Source organism: Pseudomonas sp. LTGT-11-2Z (assembly GCF_003691445.1).
Lineage (GTDB): Bacteria > Pseudomonadota > Gammaproteobacteria > Pseudomonadales > Pseudomonadaceae > Aquipseudomonas > Aquipseudomonas monteilii.
Window position 1 is genome coordinate 1,136,072 of the sequence record NZ_CP033104.1, and the last position, 17,386, is coordinate 1,153,457.

Annotated in this window: 16 protein-coding genes; 10 read left to right on the forward strand and 6 right to left on the reverse strand. The window is 63.6% G+C overall.

Annotated features, from left to right (window positions below; genetic code table 11):
• Nucleotides 1-2: 2 nt before the first annotated feature.
• The 3 genes from D8767_RS05160 to D8767_RS05170 all read left to right on the forward strand — a co-directional run bounded on the left by D8767_RS05160 (nt 3) and on the right by D8767_RS05170 (nt 4,082).
• A complete protein-coding gene (locus D8767_RS05160) occupies nt 3-578 on the forward strand; it encodes an RNA polymerase sigma factor (RefSeq protein ID WP_029380275.1) in 576 nt (191 codons plus the stop codon).
• Complete coding sequence (locus tag D8767_RS05165) at nt 575-1,555, forward strand: FecR family protein (RefSeq protein WP_016713494.1); 981 nt, start codon at nt 575-577, stop codon at nt 1,553-1,555. The genes D8767_RS05160 and D8767_RS05165 overlap by 4 nt, the downstream gene beginning before the upstream one ends.
• A 136-nt stretch (nt 1,556-1,691) precedes the next feature.
• Complete coding sequence (locus D8767_RS05170) at nt 1,692-4,082, forward strand: TonB-dependent siderophore receptor (RefSeq protein ID WP_028698632.1); 2,391 nt, start codon at nt 1,692-1,694, stop codon at nt 4,080-4,082.
• 90 nt (nt 4,083-4,172) lie between these two features.
• Here D8767_RS05170 and D8767_RS05175 read toward each other — a convergent pair whose 3' ends face one another.
• Entirely contained in the window at nt 4,173-5,048 is an 876-nt protein-coding gene (locus D8767_RS05175; protein ID WP_016713496.1) for an AraC family transcriptional regulator, read from the reverse strand.
• 185 nt (nt 5,049-5,233) lie between these two features.
• On the opposite strand from D8767_RS05175, the gene D8767_RS05180 reads away from it, so the two are divergent.
• Complete coding sequence (locus D8767_RS05180) at nt 5,234-6,136, forward strand: DMT family transporter (protein ID WP_016713497.1); 903 nt, start codon at nt 5,234-5,236, stop codon at nt 6,134-6,136.
• A 72-nt stretch (nt 6,137-6,208) separates the two neighbouring features.
• On the opposite strand, the gene D8767_RS05185 is transcribed toward D8767_RS05180, so the two are convergent.
• The gene (locus D8767_RS05185; RefSeq protein ID WP_016713498.1) at nt 6,209-7,183 is read right to left on the reverse strand and encodes a D-glycerate dehydrogenase; all 975 of its coding nucleotides are present in this window, start codon (nt 7,181-7,183) and stop codon (nt 6,209-6,211) included.
• Nucleotides 7,184-7,261: 78 nt separating this feature from the next.
• Nucleotides 7,262-8,209, reverse strand: a complete 948-nt coding sequence (locus D8767_RS05190) for a LysR family transcriptional regulator (protein ID WP_016713499.1) — start codon at nt 8,207-8,209, stop codon at nt 7,262-7,264.
• Between the two features lie 191 nt (nt 8,210-8,400).
• On the opposite strand from D8767_RS05190, the gene D8767_RS05195 reads away from it, so the two are divergent.
• The 4 genes from D8767_RS05195 to D8767_RS05210 are packed head-to-tail and all read left to right on the forward strand — an operon-like array spanning nt 8,401 to nt 13,165.
• A complete protein-coding gene (locus D8767_RS05195; RefSeq protein ID WP_016713500.1) occupies nt 8,401-9,930 on the forward strand; it encodes an efflux transporter outer membrane subunit in 1,530 nt (509 codons plus the stop codon).
• A complete protein-coding gene (locus D8767_RS05200) occupies nt 9,927-12,104 on the forward strand; it encodes an FUSC family protein (protein ID WP_016713501.1) in 2,178 nt (725 codons plus the stop codon). The genes D8767_RS05195 and D8767_RS05200 overlap by 4 nt, the downstream gene beginning before the upstream one ends.
• Nucleotides 12,094-12,294 carry a DUF1656 domain-containing protein gene (locus tag D8767_RS05205; RefSeq protein ID WP_009685040.1) on the forward strand — a complete coding sequence of 67 codons (201 nt, stop codon included), beginning with the start codon at nt 12,094-12,096 and terminating at the stop codon, nt 12,292-12,294. Before D8767_RS05200 ends, D8767_RS05205 begins: the two co-directional genes overlap by 11 nt.
• A 10-nt stretch (nt 12,295-12,304) precedes the next feature.
• Nucleotides 12,305-13,165, forward strand: coding sequence for an HlyD family secretion protein (locus D8767_RS05210; protein WP_121757793.1), 861 nt, complete (start codon nt 12,305-12,307; stop codon nt 13,163-13,165).
• Nucleotides 13,166-13,210: 45 nt separating this feature from the next.
• Here the strand turns inward: D8767_RS05210 and D8767_RS05215 are convergent, their stop codons facing one another.
• The 3 genes from D8767_RS05215 to D8767_RS05225 all read right to left on the reverse strand — a co-directional run bounded on the left by D8767_RS05215 (nt 13,211) and on the right by D8767_RS05225 (nt 14,541).
• Entirely contained in the window at nt 13,211-13,678 is a 468-nt protein-coding gene (locus D8767_RS05215; protein ID WP_016713503.1) for a type II toxin-antitoxin system YhaV family toxin, read from the reverse strand.
• Nucleotides 13,675-14,001: a type II toxin-antitoxin system PrlF family antitoxin gene (locus D8767_RS05220; protein WP_016713504.1), complete on the reverse strand. Its 327-nt coding sequence runs from the start codon at nt 13,999-14,001 to the stop codon at nt 13,675-13,677. The genes D8767_RS05215 and D8767_RS05220 overlap by 4 nt, the downstream gene beginning before the upstream one ends.
• Before the next feature lie 93 nt (nt 14,002-14,094).
• On the reverse strand, nt 14,095-14,541 hold the full coding sequence (locus tag D8767_RS05225; RefSeq protein WP_016713505.1) for a universal stress protein: 447 nt from the start codon (nt 14,539-14,541) through the stop codon (nt 14,095-14,097).
• A gap of 270 nt (nt 14,542-14,811) precedes the next feature.
• Between D8767_RS05225 and D8767_RS05230 the strand changes: the two genes are divergently transcribed.
• Both D8767_RS05230 and D8767_RS05235 read left to right on the forward strand, forming a co-directional pair.
• Nucleotides 14,812-15,717 carry a LysR family transcriptional regulator gene (locus tag D8767_RS05230; protein WP_016713506.1) on the forward strand — a complete coding sequence of 302 codons (906 nt, stop codon included), beginning with the start codon at nt 14,812-14,814 and terminating at the stop codon, nt 15,715-15,717.
• Nucleotides 15,718-15,833: 116 nt separating this feature from the next.
• Complete coding sequence (locus D8767_RS05235; RefSeq protein WP_016713507.1) at nt 15,834-17,375, forward strand: MFS transporter; 1,542 nt, start codon at nt 15,834-15,836, stop codon at nt 17,373-17,375.
• Nucleotides 17,376-17,386: the final 11 nt, after the last annotated feature.

Below are 17,386 nucleotides of genomic sequence, written 5' to 3' on the forward strand. Positions count from 1 at the left end.
CCGTGAGCGAGCAGAGGGACATCATCGAACCCGACGCCGACAGTGCCGGCGGGCGTGCACGTTTCGTCCAGGTGTTCCAGGCCCAGCGGGCACGCATGGAAGCCCTGGTCAGCCGACGGGTCGGCTGCCGCGCCACGGCATCGGACCTGGTTCAGGAGCTATTTCTGCGCTTCTGGCGGCGCCCCGAAGTGAAGGTCGAGGCGCTGGACACCTACTTGCTGCGATGCGCAGGTAATCTCGCCATCGACCACCTGCGCAGTGAAGGCAGCCGCGAACGCGTGGCCGAAGCCGCGTTGCCGGTGGACGAAGTGGCCACGGCCCAGGCGCCAGAGCAGGCCCTGGAAGTGGACCACGACCTGCAACGCATCGAAGCCGCCTTGCGTGCGTTGCCCGAGCGCACCCGGCAAATTTTTTTGCTCAACCGTATTCACGGCTGCAAGTACGGCGAAATCGTCAAGGCCATGCAACTGTCCCAGAGCGCCGTGGAAAAGCATATGATGCGCGCCCTTGAAGCGTGCAAGGCCAGTGTTGCCGAGCCCGCTCCCACTCCACGCCGGCCAGGGAGCGCCCGTCGATGAGCAGCATGCCCCCCATCACCGAGGCGCAATCCCAGGCCGCCCTGCAGTGGCTCAGCCGCATCAACGAGCAGCCCGCGCAAGCCGAAGGGGCGGCGTTCAAGCGCTGGCTACTGGCCGACCCTGTTCACCGCGCCGCCTATGAACAGGCTCAGCTGTTGTGGCAGAAAAGCGCCGGCCCGGCGCAGCGGTTGGCCAACGAAGAACAGCAAGCCCTGCAACGTTACCTCGATGCCATGGCCAGGCCGCCGGCCCGTGGTCCGTGGAGGCGTGTGACGGCGATGGCGATGGCGGCCTGCCTGGTGCTGGCCGTGGGTGTTGCCGGTGGCTGGCACCCGGGGTACTGGTTGCAGGACCTGCAGGCTGACTACAGCAGTGCCGGGCAGATTCGCCAAGTGACCTTGGCTGACCAGTCGCAGGTCACGCTGGATGCCGGTAGCGCCATTGCGGTCGATTTCGCCAAGGGGGAGCGCCGTGTGCGGTTGCTGCATGGCGCAGCGTTTTTCCAGGTGACGCATACCGGCGAGCCGTTCCTGGTGGAAGCTGCCGGTGGCGAGGTACGGGTGCTGGGTACCCAGTTTGAAGTGCGCGAGCAGGGCGAGGGCGCCCAGGTGACGGTGCGCAGCGGGCGTGTGGGGGTTAGCCCTGCGCAGGGCACGTTGGCACGTGAACTGACTGCCAACCAGCAGGTGAACTACAGCGCAGGCAGGGTAGGCGACACCCTGACGGTGGACAGTGACAACCGCCTGGCCTGGCGCCAGGGTTGGCTGAATTATTACCAGGTACCGCTGGCGCAGGTGGTTGAAGATATTGGGCGCTATTACCCAGGGCGCATCCTGTTGCTGGATGGTGAACTGGGACAGCGCAAGGTCAGCGGCAGTTTCCCGGTGGGCGAACCGTTGCTGGCGCTGGATTCGCTGGGCAAGGTGATGGGCTTTTCGCGGCAGACCGTGCTGGGGCGGTTGACCCTGATTCGGTAGTTGCCTGTACTGGCCTCTTCGCGGGCACAGGCAAAATATTTTTCAAAAAGCGGGTGAGGTAACAGGACGTGGCATCCGTGTAATGAGTGGAAGTGCGATTCATTCGCAGTCATCACCCTCTCACAGGTCAGCGTCCATGAAGTTCTCTCCGCGTTGCGTCCCTCTCTGGTTCGGCCTTGCCATGCTCCCGGCCGTTGCTGTTGCTCCCCTGGCCAGTGCCGCCGAGCAACAGCAGACCTATGCCTTCGCCCAGCCGGCCCAGCCCCTGGCCCAGGCGCTCAACGCCTTCAGCCGCACCACTGGCCAGAGCGTGGTCTACACCTTGGAACTACCGGGCGTGCAGGCGCCGGCACTGAACGGCCGATTCAGCGCCGAACAGGCCCTGCAACAGCTGCTGGGCAGCACCGGGTTGGCCTGGCGCCGCGTCGACGCACGTACGCTGACCCTCGAAACCGCAGACACCTCCGGCGCCCTCAACCTGCAGGCCACCACCGTGACCTCGCAAATGGACGTGTACAGCTATCAACCGCCGACCACCGCCTCGATCATGCGCGGACAAGGCCCGAACCAGGACATTCCCCAGGCCATCAACGTGGTACCGGCCCAGGTCATCCGCGACCAGGCTCCGCGCAACCTCGACGATGCCCTTTACAACGTCAGTGGCATCACCCAGGGCAACAACTTTGGCGGCACCTCCGACACGGTGATGAAACGCGGTTTTGGCGACAACCGCGACGGCTCGATCATGCGCGACGGCATGCCCATCGTGCAGGGCCGCAACCTCAACGCCAGTACCGAGCGGGTCGAAGTGCTCAAGGGCCCGGCTTCGCTGCTGTATGGCATCCAGGACCCGGGTGGGGTGATCAACGTGGTCAGCAAGCGCCCGCAGTTGCAGCAGTACAACGCCCTGACCGTCCGTGGCTCCACCTACGGCAGCGGCAAGAACGGCAGTGGCGGCGGGTTCGACAGCACCGGCGCGCTGGGCGACAGCAACTTCGCCTACCGCCTGATCGTCGACCACGAGGATGAGGACTACTGGCGCAACTACGGCGTACACCGCGAGTCATTGGTAGCGCCGTCGCTGGCCTGGCTGGGCGAAGACACCCAGGTGGTGCTGGCGTACGAGCACCGCGAGTTTCTCTCGCCCTTCGACCGCGGCACCGCGTTCGGCAACAACGGCCATCCGCTGAACATCCCCGCCACGCGGCGCCTGGACGAGCCGTTCAACGACATGGAAGGGCGGTCTGACCTGTACCGCCTGGAAGTCGACCACCAACTGGCCGATGACTGGAAGCTGCACTTTGGCTACAGCTTCAACCGCGAGACTTATGATGCCAGCCAGGTGCGGGTGACCGGGGTCAACGAAGCCAAAGGCACACTGACTCGCAGCATCGACGGCACCCACAACGCCATGAGCCGTGACCAGTTCGCCACCTTGAGCCTGGCGGGCAACGTGGAGTTGGCCGGTATGCAACACGACCTGCTGTTCGGCGTCGACCATGAAGACCGCAAGATCTTTCGCGGTGATCTGATCCGCCAGACTGCGCAATCCACGTTCAGCTATGTGAACCCGGTCTACGGCCAGGAGGTGGAGGGCACCACAGTAAGAGCCAGTGACAGTGACCAGACCGACAAGCTGCGCACCGATGCACTGTTCGTGCAGGATGCGCTGCACCTGGACGACCACTGGATCCTGGTGGCCGGTGCCCGATTCCAGCAATTCGACCAGTACGCAGGCCGTGGCCGTCCGTTCACGGCCAATACCGATAACAGCGGCCAAGCCTGGGTGCCGCATGCCGGCATCGTCTACAAGGTCGATGACCAGCTGTCGTTCTATGGCAGCTACAGCGAGTCGTTCAAGCCCAACTCCAGCATTGCACCGCTGACGGGCGGCGTGGTGCTGGACTCGTCGGTTGCACCCGAGGAAGGCAAGTCGTGGGAGCTGGGCGCCAAGCTAGACATGCCCGGTCGCCTGACCGGTACCCTGGCGCTGTTCGACATCACCAAGCGCAATGTGCTGGTTTCCAACTTTGATGCCACCACGAAAGAGACGGTGTACAGCAACGCCGGCGAGGTCAGCTCGCGTGGCGTGGAGCTCGATCTGACGGGGCAGCTGAGCGAGCACTGGAGCCTTATAGGCAGCTACGCCTACACGGACGCCAAGGTCACCAAGGACCCGGACCTGCAAGGCAACCGCCTGCAGAACGTGGCCAAGCACAGCGGTTCGTTGTCGGCCGTGTACGACTTCGGCAGCCTGTTCGGGGGCGACAAGCTGCGGATGGGCGCAGGTGCGCGTTATGTGGGTGAGCGCGCGGGCAACTCGACCAACACCTTCGACCTGCCGTCCTACACCGTGGCCGATGCGTTCGCCAGCTACGAGACCAAGCTGGATGAGCACAACGTGCGCTTGCAACTGAACGTGAAGAACCTGTTCGACAAGGTCTACTACAGCTCGGCGGTGAACCAGTACTTTGTGGCAATCGGGGATGCGCGGCAGGTGAGCCTGTCCAGCACTTTCGAGTTTTGAGCCAGCCTGTACCGGCCTCTTCGCGGCTAAAGCCGCTCCTACAGGGAGCGCGCCCGCCTCAAGCGCAACGCTTTACCTGTGGGAGCGGCTTTAGCCGCGAATGGCCGAACGGTACTCGCCAGGTGTTGCGCCCAGCGCCTGGCGGAACCGGTTGCTGAAATGGCTGGCACTGGCAAACCCGCACATCAAGGCAATTTCCCCCAGCGGAATTTCCCCCAGCCGCAACAGCTGGCGGGCCCTGTTCAGCCGCCGGGCCAGCAAGTACTGGTGCGGCGGTAGCCCGAAACTGGTGCGGAACATGCGCGCGAAGTGGTATTCGGACAGGTTGCAGCGCAGGGCCAGTTCACCCAGGGTAATCGGCTGGTCCAGGTGCGCCTCGATGTACTCGACCATTTGCCGGCGCAGGTTCGGCGCCAACCCACCTTTCAGGCGCAGGCCCTGGCGCAGCCCGACCTGGCTGAGCAATGCATGGTCGACAATCTCGTGCGCCAGGCTGCTGGCCAGCAGGCGCTCGCCGGACTCGTCCCAGTCCAGGGTGATCAGTTGGCGAAAGCGCGCGGCCTGTTGCGGGTCGTCGAGAAAGGTCGCTTCCTGTAATTGCAGTTCACGCGGCTCCCGGTCGAGTAGGCGCACGCAACCCAAGGCGAATTGCGCCTCGCTGACATACAGGTGTGCCAGGCGGATTGCACCATTGACCACCCAGTTCGATTCCTGCCCGGCTGGCATCACGCACAGCTTGCCCGGCGCGCCCTTTTCGGCCGGGCGCTGGCGGCGGAAGGTGCCGGTGCCGTCGGCGATGTAGCACGACAGGGTGTGATGGGTCGGTGCCTGATAATCGCGGGCATCGTCCCGGTTGCTCCACAACGCCGCCGCCAGCCCATCGCCCAGGTGCGCGCTCAGCTCCAGCCGGGCGTGGGGCGAGGCGTGCATGGCGTTGAACACTTGCAGCTGCGTGAGTGGGGTCATGGGCGAATCCTCTTGCCAGCCATCCTACTGCGGCTGTGGTCGAGTGACATCCACCAGGGCAAGAAAAGCGCAAGTTTGTGCAAGCAGGCAAACGCTGATCGGAAGAACACTGGCGATCCCTGTGGGAGCGGGCTTGCCCGCGAAGCGCCGGGCACCGATCTTGAAAGGCCCAAGGAACCACCGCCATGAACCTGTCACTGTACCTGCTCACCGTCCTGATCTGGGGCACCACCTGGATCGCCCTGAAGCTCCAGCTGGGTGTGGTCGCGATCCCGGTCTCGATCGTTTACCGCTTCGCCCTGGCCGGGCTGATCCTGTTCGCCTTCCTGCTGCTCACCCGCCGCCTGCAACCCATGAACCGCCGTGGCCACCAGATCTGCCTGGCTCAGGGCCTGTGCCTGTTTTGCGTCAATTTCATCTGTTTCCTCAGTGCCAGCCAGTGGGTCGCCAGTGGCTTGATCGCCGTGGTGTTTTCCACCGCTACCCTGTGGAATGCGCTCAATGCACGGATCTTCTTCGGCCAGAAGATCGCCAGCAATGTGTTTGGCGGCGGAGCCTTGGGCCTGCTCGGGCTGGGGCTGCTGTTCTGGCCCGAGCTGTCACACCACACCGCCAGCCGCGAGACCTTGTACGGCCTCGGCCTGGCCTTGCTCGGCACGCTGTGCTTCTCGGCGGGTAACATGCTATCGAGCATGCAACAGAAGGCCGGGCTCAAACCCATGACTACCAACGCCTGGGGCATGGTCTACGGGGCGGCGATGCTAGCGGTGTTCTGTGTGGTCAGCGGCGTGCCGTTCAGCATGGAGTGGAATGTGCGCTACATCGGCTCGTTGTTGTACCTGGTGGTGCCGGGGTCGGTGATTGCCTTTACTGCCTACCTGACTCTGGTCGGGCGCATGGGGCCGGAGCGGGCGGCCTATTGCACGGTGCTGTTCCCGTTGGTGGCGTTGAATGTGTCGGCGGTGGCCGAGGGGTATCAGTGGACGGCGCCGGCCTTGTTGGGGCTGGTGGCGGTGATGGCGGGGAATGTGCTGGTGTTTCGCAAGCCCAAGGCCAAGGTGCCCGAGGGGATGGTGGTGGTCAAATAGGTAATGTGCTGCCTGCACCGGCCCTTTCGCGGGCTCGCCCGCGAAAGGGCCGGTGCAGGCAAAATATGACTATCAGCCTTTCCACACCTGTGGATTCACCAGATCCCGCGGCCGCTCACCCAGCAGTGCCGCGCGCAGGTTGTCCATCGCCCGGTTGGCCATGGCCTCGCGGGTTTCGGCAGTGGCCGAACCAATGTGCGGCAGGGTCAGGGCGTTCGGCAGCTTGAACAATGGCGAATCGCTCAGTGGCTCCTTCTCGTACACATCCAGCCCGGCGCCACGAATAGTGCCGTTCTGCAGCGCTTCGATCAGCGCCGCTTCGTCCACCACCGGCCCGCGCGCGATGTTGATCAGGAAGGCGCTTGGCTTCATCAGCTTCAGCTCTCGCGCACCGATCAACTGGCGGGTGGCCTCGGACAACGGCACCACGATCACGACGAAGTCCGCTTCTGCCAGCAACTGCTCCAGGCTGCGGAACTGTGCCCCCAGTTCTTGCTCCAGCACGCTCTTGCGGCTGTTGCCCGAATAAATGACCGACATGTTGAAGCCAAAGCGACCACGGCGGGCAACGGCGGCGCCGATGTTGCCCATGCCGACGATACCCAGCGTCTTGCCATGTACATCGCTGCCAAAGTGCGCCGGGCCCACGGTGGCCTGCCAGTTGCCGGCCTTGGTCCAGGCATCCAGTTCGGCGGTACGGCGGGCGCAGCCCATGATCAGCGAGAAGCCCAGGTCGGCGGTGCTTTCGGTGAGCACGTCGGGGGTGTTGGTCAGGGCGATGCCGCGTTCGTTGAAGTAGTCCAGGTCGTAGTTGTCGTAGCCGACCGACACGCTGGACACCACCTCCAGCTTGCCTGCGCCTTCAAGCTGGGCACGGCCTAGCTTGCGGCCAACCCCGATCAGGCCATGGGCCTCGGGCAGGGCTTCGTTGAACTGGGCATTGATGTCACCGAGCTTGGGGTTCGGCAAAATCACGTTGAAGTCTTGCTGCAGGCGCTCGGCCATGGCCGGGGTGATACGGCTGAAGGCCAGGACGGTCTTTTTCATCGGGCAACTTCTCTGCAAGGCGGTGGTGGACATTGATTAGCAACCTACCATTGTCCACCCCCGCCATGCAGCAGCTTTTTAGTTGGCGATCAGCACCTGATGGGTTTTCAGGTCCGCCTCATGGGCGGCGAGAATCTCCGGCAGGGAATTGCGCAAGTACTCGACCCAGGTCTTGATCTTGGCATCCAGGTACTGCCGCGACGGGTAGATGGCGTACAGGTTCAGCTCCTGCAGGCGGTACTCGGGCAGCACCCGTACCAGGCTGCCATCACGCAGGCCGTCGATGGCCGAGTAGATGGGCAGCACGCCCACGCCCATGCCGCTGCGGATCGCGGTCTTCATGGCATCGGCGGTGTTCACCATGAACGGCGAGCTGGTGATGTTGACCATTTCCTGGCCTTCCGGCCCGTCGAACAGCCACTTCTCCAGCGGGATCACCGGGCTGACCATGCGCAGGCAGGCGTGCTTGAGCAGGTCTGCCGGCTTTTGCGCGCTGCCGTGGCGGGCGATGTAGCCGGGCGAAGCGCAGACGATGCTGTAGGTGATGCCCAGGCGTTGGGACACGAACCCCGAGTCGGGCAGTTCGGTGGCCAGCACGATGGACACGTCATAGCCTTCGTCCAGCAGGTCGGGCACGCGGTTGGCCATGGTCAGGTCGAAGGTCACGTCCGGGTGCGATTCGCGGTAGCGGGCGATGGCATCGACCACGAAGTGCTGGCCCACCCCGGTCATCGAGTGCACCTTCAGCTGCCCTGCGGGGCGCGCATGGGCGTCGCTGGCCTCGGCCTCGGCTTCTTCCACATAGGTAAGAATCTGTTCGCAACGCATCAGGTAGCGCTTGCCGGCCTCGGTCAACGCAATGCGGCGGGTGGTACGGTTGAGCAGCCTTGTTTGCAGATGGGCTTCCAGGTTGGAGACCGCCCGCGACACGTTCGCGGTGGTCGTATCCAGTTGCGCGGCGGCAGCGGTGAAGCTGCCAAGCTGGGCGACGCAACTGAAAGCACGCATGTTTTGCAGGGTGTCCATGGGTCACTCTCGATGTAGAGGACAAAATTGTGTCACGAAGTAACGATGAAAAGCTGAAAATTTGCCTTCGACCAAAGGCGGATTATCGCTGTTTTGGTAACAAAGATTCGCAGGAATCTGCGCTTATCGCCAGTGCTGCCGCCCCCTAGAATTGCCCGGCCCCTTCACCTCTTCCTCGGGAAATCGCAGCTGTGCCCCGTCGCATCATCAGAACGCTCAATGCGTTCAGTGCCTGTGCCCTTGCCCTCACCTTGAGTGGCTGTATCGGAACCTGGGGCATCGCCCCGCAAAGCAAGACGCTGCAAGCCAATACACTGACCACCGACGCGGCCATACGCGAAGCCGCGACCGATGCCCACTGGCCCGACCAGCAGTGGTGGCACGCCTATGGCGACCCCCAGCTGGACCGCTGGGTGGCCCTGGCCGTGGCCGGCAGCCCAAGCCTGGCCATGGCCGCCGCGCGGGTGCGCGAAGCCAAGGCCATGGCGGGTGTGGTCGAGTCGGCAGAAAAACTGCAGGTCAATGGCCAGGCCACGCTCAAGCGCCACAACTGGCCTGAAGACCAGTTCTACGGCCCTGGCGCGCTGTCTGGCGCCAACACCTGGGACAACAATGCCGCCTTCGGTTTCAGCTACGCCCTCGACCTGTGGGGCCGCGAACGCAATGCCAGCGAGCAGGCGGTGGATCAGGCGCACATGAGCGTGGCCGAAGCCCGCCAGGCGCAGCTGGAACTGCAGAACAACGTGGTGCGTGCCTATATCCAGCTGAGCCTGCACTTTGCCCAGCGCGACATCGTCAAGGCCGAACTGGAGCAGCAAGAGCAGATCCTGGCCTTGGCCAAGCGCCGCCTGGACGCGGGCATCGGCACCCATTTCGAAGTCAGCCAGGCCGAAGCGCCGCTGCCGGAAACCCACCGCCAGCTCGACAGCCTGAACGAAGAAATCGCCCTGACCCGCAACCAGCTGGCTGCCTTGGCCGGCAAGGGGCCGGGGGAGGGCGCACAGTTGCAGCGCCCGACCCTGGCCCTGGCTGCACCACTGAAACTGCCCTCCAACCTGCCTGCCCAACTGGTCGGCCAGCGCCCTGACGTGGTTGCCAGCCGCTGGCAGGTGGCCGCGCAGGCGCGTGGCATCGACGTTGCTCATGCCGGCTTCTTCCCCAACGTCGACCTGGTCGGCAGCCTGGGCTTCATGGCCACCGGCGGTGGCCCGCTGGAGTTCCTCACCGGGCGCAAGTTCAACTACAACGTCGGCCCGGCCATCAGCCTGCCGATCTTCGACGGTGGCCGCCTGCGCTCGCAACTGGGCGTGGCCTCGGCGGGGTATGACGTGGCCGTGGCGCGTTACAACCAGACCGTGGTTGGCGCGCTCAAGAACATCTCCGACCAGCTGATCCGCCGCGAGTCGATGAAAGAACAGTCGCATTTCGCTGCCGAATCCGTTGCTGCTGCGCAGAAAACCTACGACATCGCCATGGTCGCCTTCCAGCGGGGTCTTACCGATTACCTGAACGTGCTCAATGCGCAGACTTTGCTGTTCCGCCAGCAGCAAGTGCAACAGCAGGTGCAGGCCGCCCGCCTGATCGCCCATGCCGAGCTGGTCACCGCGTTGGGCGGTGGCCTGCAGGCCGGTCAGGATGTGCCGAAGGAGGAACGCCAGGCTGCGCCGAAAACCCCGGCTACCCTGGCCATTTTCGACAAGAAGCCGGATAACGCCGAATGAGCACTTCCAGTTTGCCCGTGCGCTGGCTGCAAAGCCTGGAATGGCGCCGGGGCTTCTTTGCCTGGGCGCGCACCGACGGTGTGACCTGGGTGTACATCTTCAAGGTGCTGGCTGCCGCCTTCATCACCCTGTGGCTGGCCATGCGCCTGGAGCTGCCGCAACCGCGCACGGCCATGATCACCGTGTTCATCGTCATGCAGCCGCAAAGCGGGCATGTGTTCGCCAAGAGCTTCTACCGAGTGCTCGGCACCCTGGCCGGCTCGGCGATGATGGTGGCGCTGATCGCCATCTTCCCGCAGAACACCGAGCTGTTCCTGCCCAGCCTGGCCTTGTGGGTGGGCCTGTGCTCGGCCGGCGCCATGCGCTACCGCACCTTCCGCGCCTATGGCTTCGTGCTGGCCGGCTACACGGCAGCGATGATCGGCCTGCCGGTGCTGCAGCACCCCGATCAGGCGTTCATGGCAGCGGTATGGCGGGTGCTGGAAATTGCCTTGGGCATTCTGGTATCGACCTTCGTCAGTGCCGCGATCCTGCCGCAGTCGGCCAGTGCCGCCATGCGCAACGCCCTGTATCAGCGCTTTGGCGTATTCGCCGGGGTGGTGGTGGAAGCCCTGCGCGGTGACAGCCAGAAAGACCGTTTCGAAAGCAGCAACGTGCGCTTCGTCGCCGAGGCCGTGGGCCTTGAGAGCCTGCGCAACGTCACTGCCTTCGAAGACCCGCACATGCGCCGCCGCAGTGGCCGGCTGGTGCGCATGAACAGCGAATTCATGGCCATCACCACACGTTTCAATGCCCTGCACCGTTTGCTCGAACGCCTGCGTGCTCGTGGCCCCCTGCAGATCGTCAGTGCCATCGAACCGGGCCTGAACACCTTGGTGGAGCTGTTACAGCCCTACGTGGGCCGGGCGTTGACCGATGCCGATGCACTGCGCCTGACCCTGGAGCTGGCCGCCTACAAAGAAGGCCTGCAAGCCCAGGTGCGCGGGCTGCGAGCCGAGTACCTGGCGACCGAACCCAGCGAGGCCGACCTGCTCGACTTCCATACGGCGTTCGAGCTGCTGTACCGCTTTGTCGACGAAATGTTCAGTTATGCCGAAACCCACGCTTCGTTGGCGGCGCACAGGCACGAGCGTGAACAGTGGGATGAGCCCTATGTGGCGCAGACCAGCTGGCTGGTGTCGCTGGCCGCCGGTGTGCGTGCCTCGGCGGTGCTGTTGCTGCTGGGCAGTTACTGGCTGCTCAGCGACTGGCCCAGCGGCGCCATGATGACCTTGATCGCCACCGTCACCGTGGGCCTTTCGGCGGCTTCGCCCAACCCCAAACGCATGTCGTTCCAGATGGCTTGCGGCACGGCTATCGGCGCGTTTGTCGGCTTCTTCGAAACCTTCTTCGTGTTCCCCTGGATCGACGGTTTCCCGCTGCTGTGCATGGTGCTGGCGCCGGTGTTCGTACTCGGCGCGTTCCTTGCCTCGCGCCCGGCTTACGCCGGTTATGGCCTGGGCCTGCTGGTGTTCTTCGCCATCGGTTCGGTGCCGAACAACCTGACGGTGTATGACCCTTACACGTTCATCAACGACTACATCGGCATGGTCATCGGCATGTTCGTCTGCGCTGCTGCTGGCGCGATCATCCTGCCGCCCAACAGCCGCTGGCTGTGGAGCCGGCTGGAGCAGGAACTGCGTGAGCAAGTGCTGTTCGCCATCAGCGGCCGCCTGCGCGGCCTTGGGTCGGCCTTTGAAAGCCGCACCCGCGACCTGTTGCACCAGGCCTACGGTCTGGCGGCCGGCAAGCCGCAGGTGCAAAGCCAGCTGATGGGGTGGATGTTCACCGTGCTGGAAATCGGTCACGCCGTCATCGAGCTGCGCAAAGAGCAGGCCCGTGCGCCGGTGCACCCGGCCTACGCCGAGTCACAACCGTGGCGCCAGGCCATCCGCGTGATGGGCCGCGCACTGGCAAGGCTGTTCTTGCAGCCCAGCGCCAGCAACCACGAACGCGCACTGGTGGCGGTGGACCACGCCATCGCTCGCGTGCAAGCCACCGACGAGCCATTCGCCCGGCACTTCGATACCTCGGTGCTGCGCCGTGCGCAAAGCTATCTGCATTTCATCCGTTCTTCCCTGCTTGACCCACAATCGCCACTGGCACCGGCGAAAGGACTGCACCATGCCCCGTGAAATCGCCTTCCATGGCGTGTACATGCCCACCATGACCTTGATGTTCCTGTTCGCCCTGGGCCTGGCCTGGGGCCTGGACCGGTTCATCGCCAGCCATGATGGCTACCGCTTTTTCTGGCACCCGGCGCTGCTGCGTCTGAGCCTGTTCGTCTGCCTGTTCGGCGCCATGGCGCTTACTGTCTACTGGTGAGAATCCTTCAATGAAAAAGTTCTTCAGCCTGATCGCCACCCTGCTGGTGCTGGTCGCTGCCGTGGCCATCGGTCGCCAGTTGTGGCTGCACTACATGACCACGCCCTGGACCCGCGACGGCCGCGTACGTGCCGACATCATCAACGTCGCCGCCGACGTGCCCGGCTACGTGGTGGACGTCCCGGTCAAGGACAACCAGCGGGTGAAGAAGGGCGACCTGCTGATCCAGATCGACCCCGAGCACTACCAATTGGCAGTCGACCAGGCCAAGGCTCTGGTCGCCTCGCGCAAGGCGACCTGGGAAATGCGCAAGGTCAATGCCAAGCGTCGGGCCGACATGGACAACCTGGTGATCTCCAAGGAAAACCGCGACGACGCCAGCAACATCGCCAACTCCGCCCAGGCCGATTACCAGCAGGCTCTGGCTGAACTGGCTGCCGCCGAACTGAACCTCAAGCGCACCCACATCGTGGCCACGGTGGACGGTTATGTGACCAACCTGAATATCCACAAGGGCGACTATGCGCGTATCGGTGAAGCGGTGATGGCGGTGGTCGACGAGAACTCGTTCTGGGTGTACGGGTTCTTCGAGGAGACCAAGTTGCCACACGTGAAAGTGGGCGACCAGGCCGAGCTGCAGATGATGAGCGGCGAGCGCATCAAGGGCCATGTAGAGAGCATCGCCCGCGGCATCTACGACCGCGACAACCCGCAAAGCCGCGAGCTGATCGCCGACGTGAACCCGACCTTCAACTGGGTGCGATTGGCGCAGCGCGTGCCGGTGCGGATTCACATTGATGAAGTGCCGGAAGGGTTTTTGCTGGCGGCGGGGACGACCTGTACGGTGGTGGTGAAGCCGAGCGAGGGGTGACCCTCGGAACCATACCGGTCTCACGCATCATGGGAGCCAGTCGGCTCATTCGGCTGCAGCTTCTCGCAGTAGCTGCTCCCAATCGTCCGGCGGGTGGCCGGTATGCAGCATCTTCTGAAAGACCTTGTAAGCATCGTCGCTACTTTCGTAGGCCCGCTTGCTCGACTCGTCATTGACCCAGGCCAGCACAATGATCCTGCTGGGGGTGTGATAGCGGAAGAACAACCGGTACTGCTGGAAGAACTTTGCCCTGAACCAGTGCTTGTGGTCACCACCCAGTGTGGCCCCCTGCCGGTACTCAGGTTTGGTCGGGTCTTGAGGGATTACATCGAAGGCCAGTCGCTTGATGGCCGCCAGCCTTTTATAGGCATTTCTGCGCGTGTAACCCGTTGGGTCCTTGTGCATCTGAGCCTGCACTTGAGCGCTGAGTGCCTCCAGTTTGGCCAGGAACAGCGGGTGGGCAATTACAGTCCATCCATGAATAACCAGAGGCTTCCTGCTCGCATCACTCATTCATCATCCGCCGACAGAGATTGATCCAGGTCGACCTCTGCGTCGCCGACAAGCTTGTCGAGACGCGCGATGAGGTCAGCATCGACAACCTGCAGCCGTTGAGGGTTGGTGGCGATATCGTGTGCCAGGAAATCCAGAAATTTGCCCAGTACTGGATCGCTCTCGGTTGCTTCTGCACGGGTGAGTATCACCTCACCGTCAGGGCGAATCGAGTAATGGATCTTGTCACGTTTTTTCAAGCCCAAGGCGCGCCGTACTGTTTCGGGAACAGTGGTCTGATAGCGATCGGTCAGTGTGGACTCGACGTCGAGAGTGGTTGCCATGGGCAATGTCCTTTTGAGGGGAAGCTATGCATTCCAAGGTAATGCGAATGCATTGCTTGGTCAATGCAAGTGCATTACCCCTCTGATGGGCGGTCAGGCTACTCCCACCAACACCGGAACCTTCACCCGGTCAATCACCTTCGCGCTGATCGACGGATCCAGCATCCGCCCCAGCCGCGACAGGTGACGGTGGCCCATGATGATCAGCTCGCAGTTCAGCTCCTGCGCCTTGGCCACGATCACTTCGACCGGTTGCCCGGCCACCATGCAGCCCTGGCTGGCGAAGCCGGCTTGCTGCAACTCGCGCACGGCCTGGGCGACGGCGTGGTCGGCATGTTGCTGTTCCTCGCAGGCGGCGGGGTATTCCTCCAGCTCTTCGGTTGTATAGGGGGCGGGTTGTTCGTGGACGGCGAAGGTGGAGTCGATGGCCAGCAATACGTGCAGTTCGTGTTCGCCGGGGCGGCAGTAGCGGCGGGCGAGGGTGAGCAGGGCGCTGGAAGCGGGGGAGGCGTCGATGGCGATCAGGACGGGGGTGGGCATTGGGGATCCTTGTACAAGGCTGGCTGAACGGTTGCCTGTCCGGGCCCTTTCGCGGGTAAACCCGCTCCCACAGGTACACCACAGTTTTCGAAATCCGCGCAGTCTCTGTGGGAGCGGGTTTACCCGCGAATGGGCCGAACCTGCCATGCAATATTTTTGGCCCAATCCACTTCCGGAATAAATGCCCCTCCACGCACGAGCGCATTGCGTCTGGTGCAATCCACCAACCTGCTACCATCGCCATCCCCACAGCTGCCACGGAAAACGGCCATGCAACTCCCGGACATGAACCTGCTTGTCGCCCTCGATGCCCTGCTCGACGAGGGCAGCGTGGTCGGGGCAGCACAGCGCATGAACCTGAGCCCGGCAGCGATGAGCCGGACCCTTGGGCGTATCCGTGATGCCCTGGGCGACCCGATCCTGGTGCGTGCCGGCCGTGGCCTGGTACCGACGCCACGGGCGCTGGCCCTGCGCGAGCAGGTGCATGGGCTGGTGGAGCAGGCCGGGCAGGTGTTCCGCAGCCGAGACGGTGTCGATCTGGTTAACCTGGACCGTGCCTTCAATATCCGCACCAACGATTTGTTCATCGCCCTGTACGGCGCCCAACTGCTGCGCATGATGCTGGCCCAGGCACCGCGTACGGTGTTGCGGTTCGTCCCGGAGGGCAGTGGCGACGATGATGCGGTGCTGCGCAATGGGCACATCGACCTGATCATCAGCTCGGCCGTCGAACTGGGCCCGGAAATCAAGGTGCAGAGCCTGTTCAACACCTATTTCGTGGGCCTGGCGCGCGTAGGGCATCCGATCTTCGACGCCCCTATCACTCCTGAGCGCTTCGCCGCCTACCCGCAGATCAGCGTATCCCGGCGTGGTCGCGCCAATGGGCCAATCGATGTGGCGCTGGCCAACCACAAGGTGGAGCGGCGGGTAGCGCTGATCACCACCAGCTTCCACTCGGCCATGTTTTCGTTGCCCGATTCAGACCTGATACTGCCGATACCGGCCAATATCCTCAACAGCGTGCAGCGCCTGAAGTTGCCACTGCGCTCGTTCGAGATCCCGGTGCCGTTGGAAAAGGTCAATGTGAAGCAGGCATGGCACCCGCGGTTCGACAACGATCCCGCGCATCGTTGGCTACGACAGACGTTGAAAGCATGCGGCAGTATTGATCCGTGATGCTGCTGACGATTGCGCCTGACGCAATATAAAGCTGCCAACAAGTCAGTTTTCGTCAGCATTCGACCTTCTTAAACTTGCTCCAGCCTCGAAATTGTTGCTGGAGATGTAATTTCATGAGTTCCCTGACCGCACCCTCTGCGGCGTTGGCAGCCGCCCCCGCGCCGGCTGCACCTGCGCAGACGGCGTTCGGCGTGCAGGTGGTGGTGGGGCTGTTTGGTGTATTGCTGGCCGTGCTGTGCGCGGGCCTGAACGAGTCAGTCACCAAGATTTCCCTGGCCGATATCCGCGGTGCCATGGGCATAGGTGCCGATGAAGGCGCCTGGCTGCTGGCGGTGTACAGCGCCGCGTCGGTCTCGGCCATGGCCTTTGCGCCGTGGCTGGCCACCACCTTCTCACTGCGGCGCTTCACCATGAGCGCCATTGGCCTGTTCGCCGTGCTTGGCTTGCTGCAACCGTTCGCCCCCAACCTGCATAGCCTGATGCTGCTGCGTATACTCCAGGGCTTTGCCTCGGGTGCCTTGCCGCCGATGCTGATGAGCGTGGCACTGCGCTTTCTGCCGCCGGGCATCAAGGTCTATGGCCTGGCCTGCTATGCACTGACTGCCACGTTCGGCCCCAACCTTGGCACGCCGCTCGCGGGGCTGTGGACCGAGTACGTCGGTTGGCAATGGGCCTTCTGGCAGATCATCCTGCCGTCGGCGCTGGCCATCGTCTGCGTGGGTTGGGGCCTGCCGCAAGACCCGCTGCGTCTGGAGCGTTTCAAGCAGTTCGACTGGCGCGGTGTGTTGCTGGGCCTGCCCGCCATCAGTTGCATCGTGCTAGGCCTGTCGCTGGGTGACCGTTGGGGCTGGTTCGATTCGCCGCTGATCTGCTGGCTGCTGGGTGGTGGCCTGCTGCTATTGGTGCTGTTCATGTTCAACGAGTGGTCCGAGCCGCTGCCGTTTTTCCAGTTGCGCATGCTGCAGCGGCGCAACCTGAGTTTCGCCTTGGTGACCTTGGCCGGCGTGCTGATCGTGCTGTCGGGCGTGGGCAGTATCCCGTCGGCCTACCTGGCGCAGATCCAGGGCTACCGCCCGGCACAGACCAGCCCGCTGATGATGCTGGTGGCGATGCCGCAACTGGTCGCTCTCCCGCTGACGGCAGCCCTGTGCAACATCCGCGCAGTGGACTGCCGCTGGGTGCTGGGCATCGGCCTGGCGATGCTGGCGGTGTCGTGCGTCGGCAGCAGCCTGCTGACCAGCGAGTGGATCCGTGGCGACTTCTACCCGTTCTACCTGTTGCAGGTGTTTGGCCAGCCCATGGCGGTGCTGCCACTGCTGATGCTGTCCACCAACGGGATGACCCCACAGGAAGGCCCGTTCGCCTCCAGTTGGTTCAACACTGTCAAAGGCCTGGCTGCAGTCATCGCGGGTGGCCTGCTGGATGCACTTGGCACCCTGCGCCGACACTTCCATTCCAATCACCTGGTGGACAGCCTGGGCAACGCCCCGCTGGTCGACGACAGCGCTGCGGGCCTGGCCCGGCGTATTCACGACCAGGCGCTGGTGCTGACCTCTGCCGACCTCTACCTGGTCATGGCTGGCATCGCCGTGGCCCTGATCTGCCTGATTCCTTTCGTGCCTACCCGGGTCTACCCGCCGCGTGCGGTGGCCTGAACCCTGGATGA

Bases quoted from the DNA above. Each gene is read 5' to 3' on its own strand.
- D8767_RS05180 (WP_016713497.1), top strand. From the start codon at position 5,234: ATGAACCTGTCACTGTACCTGCTCACCGTCCTGATCTGGGGCACCACC.
- D8767_RS05210 (WP_121757793.1), top strand. From the start codon at position 12,305: ATGAAAAAGTTCTTCAGCCTGATCGCCACCCTGCTGGTGCTGGTCGCT.
- D8767_RS05235 (WP_016713507.1), top strand. From the start codon at position 15,834: ATGAGTTCCCTGACCGCACCCTCTGCGGCGTTGGCAGCCGCCCCCGCG.
- D8767_RS05190 (WP_016713499.1), bottom strand. From the start codon at position 8,209: ATGGACACCCTGCAAAACATGCGTGCTTTCAGTTGCGTCGCCCAGCTT.
- D8767_RS05165 (WP_016713494.1), top strand. From the start codon at position 575: ATGAGCAGCATGCCCCCCATCACCGAGGCGCAATCCCAGGCCGCCCTG.
- D8767_RS05215 (WP_016713503.1), bottom strand. From the start codon at position 13,678: ATGAGTGATGCGAGCAGGAAGCCTCTGGTTATTCATGGATGGACTGTA.
- D8767_RS05230 (WP_016713506.1), top strand. From the start codon at position 14,812: ATGCAACTCCCGGACATGAACCTGCTTGTCGCCCTCGATGCCCTGCTC.
- D8767_RS05200 (WP_016713501.1), top strand. From the start codon at position 9,927: ATGAGCACTTCCAGTTTGCCCGTGCGCTGGCTGCAAAGCCTGGAATGG.
- D8767_RS05170 (WP_028698632.1), top strand. From the start codon at position 1,692: ATGAAGTTCTCTCCGCGTTGCGTCCCTCTCTGGTTCGGCCTTGCCATG.
- D8767_RS05185 (WP_016713498.1), bottom strand. From the start codon at position 7,183: ATGAAAAAGACCGTCCTGGCCTTCAGCCGTATCACCCCGGCCATGGCC.
- D8767_RS05205 (WP_009685040.1), top strand. From the start codon at position 12,094: ATGCCCCGTGAAATCGCCTTCCATGGCGTGTACATGCCCACCATGACC.
- D8767_RS05175 (WP_016713496.1), bottom strand. From the start codon at position 5,048: ATGACCCCACTCACGCAGCTGCAAGTGTTCAACGCCATGCACGCCTCG.
- D8767_RS05225 (WP_016713505.1), bottom strand. From the start codon at position 14,541: ATGCCCACCCCCGTCCTGATCGCCATCGACGCCTCCCCCGCTTCCAGC.
- D8767_RS05220 (WP_016713504.1), bottom strand. From the start codon at position 14,001: ATGGCAACCACTCTCGACGTCGAGTCCACACTGACCGATCGCTATCAG.